We start from the raw sequence: 13,894 nt of genomic DNA, 5'->3' as shown, positions 1-13,894 counted from the left end.
GCCTGAAGGCATTCCCGCCCCGGCGACGCGCGGCAGCCGCGCAGGCGCGGGGGCGGGAATGCCTTCAGGCACGACACCTGAGCGGCTGGGCGTCCCTCAGCCTCGGCCCACCGACCGGTTCGCGGAGTTGCTCGTCGCCGTGCTCAGTGGTCAGCGGCCCGTGCACGCGATGTTGCGGCACAGTGCCGGGCAGGCCTACGACGAACTGATCCGGCTCGCGGAGCGCGGGCCCCTGCGGACGCGGGGGGCGCGGCCCGTCGTGCGGGACATCGGGTGGTTCGTGCCGCGTGAGGGGGCCATCGAGGCGTTCGCGCGGATCGGCGCCGGGGACAGGCTCCGCGCGATGGCGTTCCGCCTGGAGCGCGGCCGGGACCTGCGCTGGCGCTGCACCGCCGTCGAGCTCGGCGGCCCGCGCTGAAGACCGCGCACAACGGCCGAGGGCCGGGCACCCGTCAGGTGCCCGGCCCTCGGCCGACGGTGCCGCCGGAAGGCGGCGACCTCACTTCTTGCGGCGACGCCCGCCCCGCGCCTGCTTGCGGCGCTCCGCGCGGGTCAGCCCGTCCGCGGACGAGCGCACCGGCTCGTCGTCGGTGGCCAGCTCGCCCTCGATGGTGCCGCCCTCGCCGTCCACCGTGGGAGCGGAGAAGTGGAGGTTCCGCCGCTGCGGGGCGTCCAGCCCCTTCGCGCGGATCTCCGGCCGCGCCTGCGCGGGCACCGCGTCCTGCTTCTCCAGGTCGGCGACCGGCTTGACGTCCTCGACCGGGACCTCCTCGACCTGCTGCTCGACCTGGACCTCCAGGTTGAACAGGTAGCCGACGGACTCCTCCTTGATGCCGTCCATCATCGCGGAGAACATGTCGAAGCCCTCGCGCTGGTACTCGACCAGCGGGTCCTTCTGGGCCATCGCGCGCAGGCCGATGCCCTCCTGGAGGTAGTCCATCTCGTACAGGTGCTCGCGCCACTTGCGGTCGAGCACCGACAGCACGACCCGCCGCTCCAGCTCACGCATGATCTCGGAGCCGAGCTGCGTCTCGCGCGCCTCGTACTGGGCGCGGATGTCGTCCTTGATGGACTCGGAGATGAACTCGGCGGTCAGACCGGCACGGTCGCCGGCCGCCTCCTCCAGCTCCTCGATGGTGACGCTCACCGGGTACAGCTGCTTGAACGCGCCCCACAGCCGGTCCAGGTCCCAGTCCTCGGGGAAGCCCTCGGCGGTCTCCGCCTGGACGTAGGCGTCGATGGTGTCGTCCATGAAGTGGTGGATCTGCTCCTGGAGGTCCTCGCCCTCCAGGACGCGGCGGCGCTCGCCGTAGATGACCTCGCGCTGCCGGTTGAGCACCTCGTCGTACTTCAGGACGTTCTTACGCGTCTCGAAGTTCTGCGTCTCCACCTGCGACTGCGCGGACGCGATCGCGCGGGTGACCATCTTGTTCTCGATCGGCACGTCGTCCGGCACGTTCGCCATGGACATCACGCGCTCGACCATCTGCGCCTTGAACAGCCGCATCAGGTCGTCGCCCAGCGACAGGTAGAAGCGGGACTCGCCCGGGTCGCCCTGACGTCCGGAACGGCCGCGCAGCTGGTTGTCGATGCGCCGCGACTCGTGCCGCTCGGTGCCCAGCACGTAGAGGCCGCCGAGCTTCTCGACCTCCTCCTTCTCGGCCTTCACGGCCTGCTCGGCGCGCGCCAGCGCGTCCGGCAGGGCCGCGGCCCACTCCTCGATGTGCTCCTCGGGGTCGAGGCCGCGCTGCCGCAGCTCCGCCTCCGCGAGGTCCTCGGGGTTGCCGCCGAGCTTGATGTCCGTACCACGGCCGGCCATGTTCGTCGCGACCGTGACCGCGCCGCGGCGGCCGGCCTGGGCGACGATCTGCGCCTCGCGGTCGTGCTGCTTGGCGTTCAGCACCTCGTGCTGGATGCCCCGCTTGCTGAGCTGCTGCGACAGGTACTCGGACTTCTCGACCGAGGTGGTGCCGACGAGGATCGGCTGGCCCTTGCGGTGCTTCTCCTCGATGTCGTCGACGACCGCCTCGAACTTGGCGACCTCGGTGCGGTAGATCAGGTCCGACTGGTCCTTGCGGACCATCGGCCGGTTGGTCGGGATGGGCACCACGCCGAGCTTGTAGATCTGGTGGAACTCGGCGGCCTCGGTCATCGCCGTACCGGTCATGCCGGACAGACCCGGCATCTCCTTGCCGTCGTGGTCGTGGCGCTTGTACAGGCGGAAGAAGTTCTGCAGCGTGATCGTGGCGAGGGTCTGGTTCTCGTCCTTGATCGGCACGCCCTCCTTGGCCTCGATGGCCTGGTGCATGCCCTCGTTGTAGCGGCGGCCGGCGAGGATACGGCCGGTGTGCTCGTCGACGATCATGACCTCGTCGTCGATGATGACGTAGTCCTTGTCGCGCTTGAAGAGCTCCTTCGCCTTGATGGCGTTGTTCAGGTAGCCCACCAGCGGCGTGTTCACCGACTCGTAGAGGTTGTCGATGCCGAGCCAGTCCTCGACCTTGGCGACACCGGACTCGTGGATGGCGACCGTGCGCTTCTTCTCGTCGACGTCGTAGTCGCCGGTCTCCTCGAGGCCCTTGAGCGGGTTGCCCGGCTCACCGCGCTTGAGGCGCTTCACCAGCTTGGCGAAGTCGCCGTACCACTTGGTGGCCTGGTCCGCCGGACCGGAGATGATCAGCGGCGTACGGGCCTCGTCGATGAGGATGGAGTCGACCTCGTCGACGATGGCGAAGTTGTGGCCGCGCTGCACCAGCTCGTCCTTCGACCACGCCATGTTGTCGCGCAGGTAGTCGAAGCCGAACTCGTTGTTCGTGCCGTAGGTGATGTCGCACCCGTACTGCTCGCGGCGCTGGGCCGGCGTCATGCTGGCGAGGATGCAGCCGACGCTCAGGCCCAGGAAGCGGTGGACGCGGCCCATCATCTCCGAGTCGCGCTCGGCCAGGTAGTCGTTGACCGTGATGATGTGGACGCCCTCGCCGGACAGGGCGTTCAGGTACGCCGGCAGGGTGCCGACGAGGGTCTTGCCCTCACCGGTCTTCATCTCCGCCACGTACCCCATGTGCAGGGCCGCGCCGCCCATGATCTGGACGTCGTAGTGGCGCTGGCCCAGGACGCGGCGGGCGGCCTCGCGGACCGTGGCGAAGGCCTCGGGCAGCAGGTCGTCCAGGCTCTCACCGTCGGCGTAGCGCTGCTTGTACTCATCGGTGAGGGCCCGCAGCTCGGCGTCGGAGAGGCCTTCGAAGTCCTCTTCGATGGAGTTGACCTGGTCCGCGATGCGGTGCAGCTTGCGCAGGATTTTGCCTTCGCCTGCACGCATGATCTTCGAGAGGACGGACACGGGGGTTGGTCTCCTTGCCGGTCGGGCCTGGGACGGTCGGTTTCCTTTTCACTGACTGAGCAACGGCCATCGTATGCGAGGACCCCGTCAGGCCGGGAGGCCTGCCGCGGCGGTGACCGTCCGCCGCAGCCGAACCGTGGCACGGCTGCTACCCGGACAACGTCCCGGAGGCCCGGATGGTGCCGCGCGCGTACCGTGAATCACACGCAGGGTGATCATCGGTTCATCCCCCGGCCGAAGGGATGGCGCCCGCCGACGCGACGTGCGCAGAATCGCCCGATGGAACCCGTCACGCTCACCACGGACCGTCTGCTGCTGCGCACCGTCGGCCCGCAGGACACCGACACGGTGTACCGGATCTGCCAGGACCCGGACATCCAGCGCTGGACCACGATCCCTTCGCCGTACCTCCCCGAGCACGCGCGGGGTTTCACGGAGCAGATCGCGCCGGACGGGTGGGCGAACGGCACGATGTTCACCTTCGGCGTCTTCCTGCCCGCCGGGGAGCTGACGGGCATGCTCAGCATCACCATGCGGTCGTTCGCGACGGGCGAGATCGGCTTCTGGGGCGCCAAGGAGCACCGCGGCAACGGCTACATCACCGAGGCCACCGTGGCCGCCTGCCGCTGGGCCTTCACGCGGATGTCCGTCGACCGCGTGGAGTGGCGCGCCGAGGTGGGCAACACGGCCTCCCGCGCGGTCGCCGAGCGGGCCGGCTTCACCGTCGAGGGCGTGCTGCGCTCCTCGCTCGTCAACAAGGGCGTGCTGCGGGACGGCTGGATCGGCTCCCTGCTCCCCTCCGACCTGGGCCTTGTCTCCACCACCCCGTACGTGCCCGCCCGGGACTGAGGCCCGCGCCCCCGCCGTTGTCAGTGGCGCCCTCTAGGGTGCGGACGTATGACGACCCTCCCGCGTCCGACCACGGAACTCTCGGCCGACGAGGCCCGCCGCATCGCCCTGCGGGCCCAGGGACTCCTCGGCGCCCCCGACCGGCGCGCCGGTGTGCGCGGTGTCCTGCGTCATCTCGGCGCGGTGCAGCTCGACACCATCTCCGTCCTCGCCCGCTCGCACGAGCTGATCCCGTACGCCCGTCTCGGCGCGGTGGGCCGCCAGACGGTGGATGAGGCGTACTGGAAGCAGGGCGACCGCCCCGCGCACACGTTCGAATACTGGTCGCACGCGGCGTGCATCCTCCCCGTCGAGGAGTGGCCGCACTTCGCCTTCCGCCGCCGCGCCTACCGCGCCCGCCCGCACTGGAACCACGAGCTGCCCGACGGTGTGTACGACCAGGTCGTGAAGCAGCTGCGCGTCGAAGGCCCGCTGACGGCCACCGAGTTGGGCGGCGCCAAGCGCACCGGCGAGTGGTGGGACTGGTCCGGCACCAAGGTCGCCGTGGAGCGCGCCCTGATGTACGGCGAGGTGGTGTGCGTGGAGCGGCGCGGCTGGAAGCGGGTCTACGACCTGGCCGAGCGGGCCGTGCCGGCCTCGCTGCTGGCGGAGGAGCCGACGGACGAGGAGTGCCTGCGCCGGCTGGTGGGGCTGGCCGGGCGCGCGCTGGGCGTGGGCACCCGCGCGGACATCGCGGACTACCACCGGCTGAGGGGCGAGCAGGTCGACGCGGTGATCGCCGACTCCGGGCTGGTGCCGGTGACGGTGGCGGGCTGGTCCAAGCCGGCCTGGGCGGATCCGGAGGCCCTCGCCTCCCCGCCGCGCGGCCGGCACCGCACGACGCTGCTGTCCCCGTTCGACTCCCTGGTCTGGGAGCGGGCGCGCACGGAGCGGATCTTCGGCTTCACCCACCGCCTGGAGGCGTACGTCCCCAAGCCCAAGCGGGTCTACGGCTACTTCGCGATGCCGGTGCTTGCGGGCGGGCGTCTGGTGGGCCGGGTGGACCCGGCGCGCGAGGGGCGCACGCTGGTCGCCAAGCAGGTCACGCTGGACGGGCGTACGGCGGTGCCGCAGGTGGCGCAGGCGCTGGTGGAGGCGGCGGGCTGGGTGGACTGCACGGACGTCAGGGTGGAGCGGGTGGACGCGCCCGAGCTGCGCGAGCCGCTCACGGCGGAGCTGGCCCGGCTGCTCGCCTGAGGGCCGCGAGGTCAGCGGATCTCGAGGATCTTCTCCCGCATCGCGTAGACCACGGCCTCCATCCGGGAGTGCAGCTGGAGCTTCTCCAGGATGTTGCGCACGTGGTTCTTCACGGTGTTCTCGGAGATGAACAACTCCTTGGCGATGTCCCGGTTGTTCATCCCCGTGGCGACGAGCTTGAGGACCTCCAGCTCGCGGTCCGTCAGCCGGGGCGCGGGGACGAGCCGGCGCTCGTCGGTGCGCTGGATCATCGACTTGAACTCGGTGAGCAGCTTGGACGCCATGGAGGGGCTGATCTGCGACTGCCCGTCGGCGACGGCACGGATGGCGGTGGCCACCTCGTCGGTGGAGATCTCCTTGAGGAGGTAGCCGGTGGCGCCCGCCTTGATGGCGTCGTAGAGGTCGGCCTCCTCGTCGCTGATCGTCAGCATGATGATCTTCGCGCTGGGGGCGACCTCCTTGATGGAGGTGCAGGCCTCGATGCCGCCCCGCTTGGGCATCCGCACGTCCATCAGGACGATGTCGGGCAGCAGGTCGGCCGCCTTCTCCACGGCCTCGGCGCCGTCTCCGGCCTCGCCGACGACCTGGATGTCCTCCTCGGCGGCCAGCACGATCTCCAGACCGCGGCGGAACAGCGCGTGGTCGTCCACCACAAGGACTCTGATCGGCTCCTTGCGCGGAGTGTCCGCGTCCGGGCCCATGCCGACGACGCCGTCGTCGGCATCCTCGTCCCGCATCGGTCCGAAGCTGTCCGCCATCGCGTTCCTCCCCCTGAAGGCTGTGGCCTGTGGTCCTGACCATCGCCAACCCAAGGCAACGGCCCACCTGTTGAGCCGCTGCCGCCATGATTCCATGCCGCACCGTCAGCGGGGTGCCGGCGCGGTCGCCGGGCGGTGGCACGCCGGTGCCCCTGGGGGCGCACACGCGCACCAGGGGCACCTGCTGTGCTGTCGCCCGGCGGGTCAGCCGCCGAGGGTTCCGCCCGCCTCGGGGGAGTGGTTCTCGGTGACCATCGTGTCGGTCCTGAGGTGGATCACGCCGTAGTCGTAGGCGTGGCGCCGGTAGACGACGCTGGGCTCCTTGGTCTCGGAGTCGACGAAGAGGTAGAAGTCGTGCCCGACCAGCTCCATCTCGTAGAGCGCCTGGTCGAGGGTCATGGGTGCGGCCACGTGGGTCTTCTCGCGGACCACCAGCGGCCCGTCGCCCTGGACCTCCAGGGAGCCGATCTTCTTGGTCGGGACCGCCTGCTCCTGCTCCTGGGCGGTGCTCGCGCCGGACCCGTTGAGGGTCGCCACGCCGGGCACGTGGTCGGGGACCTCCGCGGCGGGGATCCTGCGCGCGCCGCGCCGTGAGAATCGCTTGTCGTGCTGCTTGCGCAGCCGGGCGTCCAGCTTCTCCGCTGCCAGGTCGAGCGCCGCGTACGGGTCGCTCGCCGACGCCTCCGCCCGGATCACCGGCCCGCGGGAGCGGAGCGTGATCTCCACCCGGTCACAGCGGTCGGCCTGTCGGGGGTTGGGCTCCTTGGACACCTCGACGTCCAGGCTCATCACCTTGCCATCGAGCTTCTGGATCTTCTCCAGGTTCAGCTTCTCGGCCACGTGCTTCCGGAACCGCTCGGGCACCTCGGTCTTGCGGCCCTTGACGACGATGTCCACGCAGAACTCCGTTCCCGGATCACTCCGCTTCGCTGCGGATGTGTCTCCTTTTGCACCAGGCTCCGGTGTCGTCCGGAGCCTCGGACTCGGTGACGTCCACCTCCTCCCCCACGAGCGAGATCTCCAGTCCACCGGCACGGGTGATGTCGAAAAGCCCGCACCACCGCATTCCAACCAGAGGGGTGTGGCCTGCGGCTTTCCCTCACAACCGAACATATCTCGCACGGACGGATGGCGTCACCCTCTACCGCGACGTACCTCCATTCAGGGGAATTAACCCTCTTATTACCTGCAACGACGTAAGTTCTCAGTCAGTTTCGGTGTATTCCGAACGCATTCGGTGACGCCGCCACGACGGCCGCGCACACCACGCCCGGCGCCCCGCCGGCGAATTCCTCGTCCGCCTCCTTCGACGGCCGGCCGTACTGCCGGTCCGCTCCGCTCCTTGCCGGCGGCGGTGTCCGCCGTTGTCCTGACCCTTCCCCTGTCTCACCCAGGTACACGAACGCGGGCCGCGATTTGCTCGATGCCGGCCGGCCCCTTTCGACAGATTCCGTTTCCGGGCCGGACGGCCCTGGTGGCGGCCCGTGCGCGGCCCGTACCGCGCGCGCCGCCTCGGCGAGGGTCGCCCCGGTCGTCATGAGGTCGTCGACCAGCACGACCCGGCCCCGGCGCAGCAGCCGGACACAGCCCGGCGCCACCCCGAGGGCGCCCGCGACATTGGCCAGCCGCTGCCTCGAGCCGAGTCCCGACTGGTCGGCCACCGGCCGCCGTTGCCGCAGCGCGGCGAGTACTGCGGCGGGTACCCCTGTCCGCCGCAGCTCACCCGCCGCCGCGTACGCGATCCGCCGCGTCGGGTCGTGCCCGCGCGCCCGCACGGCCCGCCGGGCGGACGGCACGGGGACGAGCAGCACCGGGCCGCTCGACGCCGGGCCCGAGTCGTCACCGCACCCGGACCTCCCGCGCGCCGTCGGGGTCCGCAGTCCTGCCCGTACCGCGCCGGCCAGGGCCTCCCCCAGCGGCCGGGCGAGGGCCAGGGCGCCGCGCTCCTTGTGGGCGAGCAGTGCGGCGCGCACCTCGCCGTCGTAAGGGGCGGCCGCGTGCACGGGAGGCAGTCCCGGGGGCTCGGGCTCCGGCCGCACCCGGCACGGCGCCCGACCGCTCAGCGCCGCACGGCACCGGGCGCAGAGCACGGCGCGGGGCCTGCCGCACCCGCCGCACTCGGCCGGGAGCACCAGGTCGGTCAGGTCCCGCCACCAGCTCCGCATGGGCTCACTGTGCCAACGCCCCGGCCACCCGGCCACCCCTGTGGACAACCTTGTGAGCAGCCCCGGAACCGCTCGAACACCGGAGCGGAAAACGGCCGTGCGAGCGCGAGCGGGGGGGTCTCCCCTCACCCCGGATAGACCGGCGCCGTTCCCCCCGTCACCTTCTGCCACTGCGCCCCCGACGGCAGCCGGACGATGCCGTCCACCGAGTAGGCCACCAGCGGCGCGGTCTCGTCGCCGGCGGCGGTGAGCGCCTTCACGCCGGTCAGCGCGGCGGGCGGCGGCACGTCCGGGGTGGAGCCGTCGACCTCGACGTACTTCATCTGCTCCACGCCGCCGTGCTCGCGGCCGACGACCACGAGCCTGCTGTCCCCGGCCCACGACATGGCGGTGACCTGCTCCAGTTCGGGCGTCGCCGACCGCAGCTCCACCACGGTGACCGTGGGCCGTTCGCCCGTCCCGGCCTCGTCCGGGCCGCTGCGCTCGATGCGCCCGATGAGCAGCGACCGCTGGTCGCCCTTCTCCACGACGAGGGCGATGCGCACCCCGTCGGCGGCCACCCGGACCGCCTGGATGCGGCCCTCGAGACCCGGCGTGCGCACCTGGATCGGGTGGCCGGCGCCCTGCTCCAGCAGGTAGAGGCCGGGGCGGGCGGGGTTGCGGTCGGCGACCCACAGCCCGCCCTGCGCGTCCCAGCTCGGCGGGGTCAGCCGGTCCTGCTCGGTCGCGCCCTGGCTGCGCAGCACCGGGTCGCCGAGAGTGGCGCCCTGCGCCAGCGCGGAGACGAACAGCGACTGGCCGTTCACCCCGACGCCGGCCGCCGTGCGCTCGTCCCGCGCGACCGCCACCGACCGCAGCCGCTGCTCGCCCTGTCCCAGCGCGCCGGGCACCGGTTCGGCGTCCCCGCCGGAGCTGCCGGAGGCGATCCGGACGAGCTTCTGCTCCTCGTCGAGGAAGTACAGGTAGTCCGGCTGGTTGAGCGCGCCCCGGGTGGCCACGGTCTCGGCGCCGTCCTGGGTGAGCGAGCACAACTGCCCGCCGTCGGCCCGCAGTTCGACCTCCTCCACCGCGGGGCTGAGGCCGCGCAGGGTGAACAGCAGCTGGGCGGCCATCTCCTCGCAGCGGCCGGTGCCGACGTCGGAGGCCCGGTCGTTGAGCGGCACGGTGAGTATCCCCCGGTCGTCCGGGGTGAGCGGGCCGGCGCTCTTGCGCAGCTGGGTGCCGGTCGGGAAGCTCGACCGGACGACGGGGTCGAGCCAGCTGGTCGGCCCGGAGATCAGCGAGCGCACCAGCCGCGTCGTGGGGTCGACGTGCCGGCGCACGTACACGGGGTCGGCGACCGCCATCGGCAGCGACGACCCGTTCACGTTCACGTTCGAGGCGAAGTAGTACTTGTTGAACGACGTGTAGTTGCGCTGGAAGTCCGACTTTCCCATGACGACGCCCTGCGGCACCGCGTCGATGCGCCACTGGCCGCTCTTGTCGTCCTTCACCAGCCGCACCAGCTCGCTGTAGTGGCCGGAGGAGGGCGCGTACGCCTGCTGCGCGTCCACCGTCGCGAACCTGGTGCCGGTCAGCGTGTACGTCAGGGCGGTGCTGTCCTCCCGGATCTCCCGGTCGGCCCGGGCGCCGGGCCCGTCGGAGAGCACGGTGGTGGACTGCTCCGGCCGCCAGTACTTCGACGCCTCCGGGGTCAGGTACTGCCGCGCGGTCTTGTAGTCGGCGTCGTCGCTGGTCAGCGCCTCCAGAAAGCCCTGGACGATCTGGGTGGGGGTGGCGTCCTCGCTCGGCGGCATGGCGTACACCCGCACCTGGGTGTCCTTGCGCGGTGTGGACTCCACCCCGCGCAGGTCGCCGCTGTCCGGCATCGAGGCGCACCCGCCCAGCAGCACCGCAGCGCAGGCGGCGTACGCCGTCGTCCTGGCCGGTGTCCCCCGCCCGCGCCTCACACGCTCACCGCCCACGCGTGGCCTCCCCGTCCTTCTCCGCACCGCGCGGTGCACCGTCCCCGTCCCCGTCCTCGCCGGCCGCCGGCCGGTCCGCGCGCGCGTCCGCGTCCCCGGAGGGGCTCACGTCCGTCCCGCCGTTCCCGCCGGGCGCCGCGCCCGACGCCATCCGTGTGCTGCCCGAGCGGGCCACCACGCGCGCGCCGTTGCCGGGCAGGGCGGTGGGGTCGGCCGTGGGCGCGGAGGCGGCGGGCCTGCGGCCCAGCGGGTCGCGGGCGGACTGCGCCGTCTCGTCGGCGCCCGGCTGCCGTACCGGCACCGTGGCGCGCTTCTCGCCGTCCCCGCCGCGGGGCAGCCCCGCGTCGTCGAGGCCGCGGTTGCGCCGCGAGTCCCGGGGCTCCAGCGGTATCGGGGACCCGCGCAGCGGCTCGTCCGCCGTCCTGGGCAGAGTCAGCCGGAACTGCGAGCCGCCGCCGGGCTCGCCCCACGCCTGGAGCCAGCCGCCGTGCAGCCGGGCGTCCTCCAGGGCGATGGACAGCCCCAGGCCCGTACCGCCGGTGGTGCGCGCGCGGGCCGGGTCGGCCCGCCAGAAGCGGCTGAACACACGCGTGGCCTCGCCGGGCTTGAGCCCGACGCCGTAGTCGCGCACCGCGACCGCCACGGCGCCGCCCGCCGCGGCCAGCTTGACGACGACGTCCCTGCCCTCGCCGTGCTCGACGGCGTTGACGACCAGGTTGCGCAGCACCCGCTCCACGCGCCTCGCATCGGCCTCGGCGACCACGGGCTGCTGGTCCCCGACGATCTTGATGGTGGTGCCCTTGCGCTCGGCGAGCGGCTCCGCGCCGCTGACCACGCGCCGCACCACCTCGCGCAGGTCGATCGGCTCCGCCTCCAGGGCGGCCGCGCCCGCGTCGAAGCGGCTGATCTCCAGCAGGTCGGCGAGCAGCGACTCGAACCGGTCGAGCTGGTCGGCGAGCAGTTCGGCGGAGCGCGCGGTCACCGGGTCGAAGTCCTCGCGCGCCTCGTGGATGACGTCCGCGGCCATCCGCACGGTGGTCAGCGGGGTGCGCAGCTCGTGCGACACGTCCGAGACGAACCGGCGCTGCATCCGGGACAGGTCCTCGAGCTGGCTGATCTTGAGCTGGAGGTTCTGCGCCATCTTGTTGAAGGCCTCGCCGAGGCGGGCGATGTCGTCCTCGCCGGTGACCTTCATGCGTTCCTGGAGGCGCCCCGCGGACAGCCGTTCGGCGATTCCGGCGGCCATCCGGACCGGCGTGACCACCTGCCGCACCACGAGCCAGGCGATGGCCCCGAGCAGGACGACCACGAACAGCCCGGCGGTCGCCAGGGTGCCCTTGACCAGGCTCAGCGACTTCTCCTCCTGGGTGAGCGGGAAGAGGTAGTACAGCTGGTACGGGTCGCCGTTGGGGTCGTTGACCTGCTTGCCGATGACGAGGGCCGGCTGGGACTCCTTGTCGGTGGCGTAGACGATGCGCGTGTAGCTCTGCGCGGCCGACGTGCTGGTGTCGATCCGCTCGCGCAGCGCCGCGGGGACGCTGGCGGTCGGGTTGACCTCGCCGGAGGCGCGCGGTCCGCGCCCGCTGCCGCTGTCGCCGCCGGAGGGCAGGGTCACCACGTCGAAGGCGCCCTGGCCGCCGCTGGACAGCGAGGCGACGAGGTCGCTCATCCACTGGATGACGCTCTGCGAGGGGCGTCCGTCGGGTGCGGTGCCCTCCTCGCCGGTGACGCTCACGGCCTGTTCGGCCTGCTGCTTGGCCACGGCGAAACCGCCCGTGGCCTGGCTCTGCGACGCGTTCACCTTGGCGTCCAGCAGGCCGTTGCGCACCTGCCCGATGACGACGAAGCCGAGCAGCAGGACGACGCCCAGCGACATCAGCAGCGTCGTGACGACGACCTTGAGCTGGATGTTGCGCCGCCACAGCCGCATGACGGGCAGCAGCGGGCGCCGCACCCAGCGCATGACGAGCCGGACGACCGGGCTGCCCTGGACGCCGCCCTGGAGCAGATCGCCGTCGAAGAGGTGGCGCCAGCGGGTGGCGGCCGCCCTCCGGCCGACAGGCCGCCCCGGACGGCCCCCGGACCGGCCGGGCGCCGAAGCGGCACTGTCACCGGACATGTCAGCTCGGTCCTGCCTTGTATCCGACGCCACGGACGGTCACCACGATCTCGGGCTTCTCCGGATCCTTCTCGACCTTGGAGCGCAGCCGCTGCACATGGACGTTGACCAGGCGGGTGTCAGCCGCGTGGCGGTAGCCCCACACCTGCTCGAGGAGCACCTCACGCGTGAACACCTGCCACGGCTTGCGGGCGAGGGCGACCAGCAGGTCGAACTCCAGCGGGGTGAGGGCGATGGACTGCCCGTCCCGCTTCACGGAGTGACCGGCCACGTCGATCACCAGGTCGCCGATGGCGAGCTGCTCCGGAGCCGGCTCCTCGGACCTGCGCAGCCGCGCCCGGATCCGGGCGACGAGCTCCTTCGGCTTGAACGGCTTGACGATGTAGTCGTCGGCCCCGGACTCCAGGCCCACCACCACGTCGACGGTGTCGCTCTTCGCCGTGAGCATCACGATCGGCACCCCGGACTCCGCCCTGATCAGGCGGCAGACCTCGATGCCGTCACGGCCGGGGAGCATCAGGTCCAGCAGGACCAGATCCGGCTTGGTCTCACGGAAGGCGGCCAGCGCCTTGTCGCCGTCGGCTACGAAAGACGGCTCAAAACCTTCACCGCGCAGCACGATGCCGAGCATCTCGGCCAGTGCGCTGTCGTCGTCGACGACAAGGACTCGTCCCTTCATAAACGACATCATCCCATTAGCTAATCGTTACCTGGCGTGACCTGGCACACAGGGCGGCCAGAGCCTCGGTGGTCACGGGCGAAACGACGCCCTCTTCGGTGACGACGGCCGTCACCAGCTCCGGCGGTGTCACGTCGAACGCCGGGTTGTACGCGGTCGTCCCCAACGGGGCCACCGGAATCCCGCCTCCCGCCTCCGCTCCGGCCACCGGCACCTGCGGCGCCGTGATCTCCGTCACCTCGTGGCCGGGACGCTGCTCCACCTCGATGGACGCCCCGTCCGGCGTCCGGGGGTCCACCGTCGTCACCGGGGCGACCACGATGAACGGCACATGGTGGTACCGCGCGAGCACCGCGAGCGGATAGCTCCCCACCTTGTTCGCCACCGAACCGTCGGCGGCGATGCGGTCCGCGCCGATCAGCACCGCGTCCACCTCGCCCGCCGCGAACAGCGATCCCGCCGCGTTGTCGGTGAGCAGGGTGTACGCCATGCCGCTGCGGGCCGCCTCGTACGCCGTCAGGCGAGCACCTTGCAGCAACGGACGCGTTTCGTCCACCCACAGGCGCCGCAGCCGCCCCGCCCGGTGCGCCGCCAGGGCCACCGCGAACGCCGTCCCCTCGCCGCCCGACACCAGCGAACCGGTGTTGCAGTGCGTGAGGATCCGGTGCCCGCCGCCCGGCAGCAGCTCGTCCAGCAGCGCCAGCCCGTGCCGCGCCATCGTGGCGCTGGCCTCGGCGTCCTCCCGGTGCAGCGTGCGCGCCGCGGCCAGCGCCACGATGGCGCG

At 71.8% G+C, this 13,894-nt stretch carries 11 protein-coding genes; 3 read left to right on the top strand and 8 right to left on the bottom strand.

Going from position 1 to position 13,894, the window contains the following annotated elements:
* Positions 1–418: Rv3235 family protein (locus CCN29_RS29610; protein ID WP_442538555.1), on the top strand; the 418-nt coding region annotated here is incomplete at its 5' end.
* An 81-nt stretch (positions 419–499) separates the two neighbouring features.
* On the opposite strand, the gene secA is transcribed toward CCN29_RS29610, so the two are convergent.
* Positions 500–3,340 carry a preprotein translocase subunit SecA gene (secA, locus tag CCN29_RS29605; protein ID WP_006132440.1) on the bottom strand — a complete coding sequence of 947 codons (2,841 nt, stop codon included), beginning with the start codon at positions 3,338–3,340 and terminating at the stop codon, positions 500–502.
* 279 nt (positions 3,341–3,619) lie between these two features.
* Between secA and CCN29_RS29600 the strand changes: the two genes are divergently transcribed.
* Positions 3,620–4,189: a GNAT family N-acetyltransferase gene (locus tag CCN29_RS29600; protein ID WP_086685618.1), complete on the top strand. Its 570-nt coding sequence runs from the start codon at positions 3,620–3,622 to the stop codon at positions 4,187–4,189.
* 48 nt (positions 4,190–4,237) lie between these two features.
* Complete coding sequence (locus tag CCN29_RS29595) at positions 4,238–5,425, top strand: winged helix-turn-helix domain-containing protein (protein ID WP_086685616.1); 1,188 nt, start codon at positions 4,238–4,240, stop codon at positions 5,423–5,425.
* A gap of 11 nt (positions 5,426–5,436) precedes the next feature.
* Here the strand turns inward: CCN29_RS29595 and CCN29_RS29590 are convergent, their stop codons facing one another.
* The 7 genes from CCN29_RS29590 to CCN29_RS29560 all read right to left on the bottom strand — a co-directional run.
* The gene (locus tag CCN29_RS29590) at positions 5,437–6,183 is read right to left on the bottom strand and encodes a response regulator (protein WP_006132445.1); all 747 of its coding nucleotides are present in this window, start codon (positions 6,181–6,183) and stop codon (positions 5,437–5,439) included.
* A gap of 204 nt (positions 6,184–6,387) precedes the next feature.
* Positions 6,388–7,080: a ribosome hibernation-promoting factor, HPF/YfiA family gene (hpf, locus tag CCN29_RS29585; protein WP_006132447.1), complete on the bottom strand. Its 693-nt coding sequence runs from the start codon at positions 7,078–7,080 to the stop codon at positions 6,388–6,390.
* 311 nt (positions 7,081–7,391) lie between these two features.
* A complete protein-coding gene (locus CCN29_RS29580) occupies positions 7,392–8,348 on the bottom strand; it encodes a ComF family protein (protein ID WP_086685614.1) in 957 nt (318 codons plus the stop codon).
* A 125-nt stretch (positions 8,349–8,473) separates the two neighbouring features.
* Positions 8,474–10,312 (bottom strand): LpqB family beta-propeller domain-containing protein, encoded by a 1,839-nt coding sequence (locus CCN29_RS29575; RefSeq protein ID WP_031019560.1) that lies wholly within the window; start codon positions 10,310–10,312, stop codon positions 8,474–8,476.
* On the bottom strand, positions 10,302–12,431 hold the full coding sequence (mtrB, locus tag CCN29_RS29570; RefSeq protein ID WP_086685612.1) for an MtrAB system histidine kinase MtrB: 2,130 nt from the start codon (positions 12,429–12,431) through the stop codon (positions 10,302–10,304). Before mtrB ends, CCN29_RS29575 begins: the two co-directional genes overlap by 11 nt.
* Position 12,432: 1 nt before the next feature.
* Positions 12,433–13,122: a two-component system response regulator MtrA gene (mtrA, locus tag CCN29_RS29565; RefSeq protein ID WP_004987303.1), complete on the bottom strand. Its 690-nt coding sequence runs from the start codon at positions 13,120–13,122 to the stop codon at positions 12,433–12,435.
* Between the two features lie 4 nt (positions 13,123–13,126).
* On the bottom strand, positions 13,127–13,894 hold a 768-nt coding region (locus CCN29_RS29560; protein ID WP_107481749.1), incomplete at its 5' end, for an S-methyl-5-thioribose-1-phosphate isomerase.

The sequence above is a fragment of the Streptomyces pseudogriseolus genome (assembly GCA_002154585.1).
In the GTDB taxonomy this organism is placed as follows: Bacteria; Actinomycetota; Actinomycetes; order Streptomycetales; family Streptomycetaceae; genus Streptomyces; species Streptomyces pseudogriseolus.
Note: the sequence above shows the minus strand (reverse complement) of the source record. Positions and strands in the feature narration are given on the sequence as shown.

What these genes read in the sequence shown, in the direction of transcription:
- CCN29_RS29600 (WP_086685618.1), top strand. Translation starts at nt 3,620, where the DNA reads ATGGAACCCGTCACGCTCACCACGGACCGTCTGCTGCTGCGCACCGTC.
- mtrB (WP_086685612.1), bottom strand. Translation starts at nt 12,431, where the DNA reads ATGTCCGGTGACAGTGCCGCTTCGGCGCCCGGCCGGTCCGGGGGCCGT.
- mtrA (WP_004987303.1), bottom strand. Translation starts at nt 13,122, where the DNA reads ATGATGTCGTTTATGAAGGGACGAGTCCTTGTCGTCGACGACGACAGC.
- CCN29_RS29590 (WP_006132445.1), bottom strand. Translation starts at nt 6,183, where the DNA reads ATGGCGGACAGCTTCGGACCGATGCGGGACGAGGATGCCGACGACGGC.
- CCN29_RS29595 (WP_086685616.1), top strand. Translation starts at nt 4,238, where the DNA reads ATGACGACCCTCCCGCGTCCGACCACGGAACTCTCGGCCGACGAGGCC.
- CCN29_RS29580 (WP_086685614.1), bottom strand. Translation starts at nt 8,348, where the DNA reads ATGCGGAGCTGGTGGCGGGACCTGACCGACCTGGTGCTCCCGGCCGAG.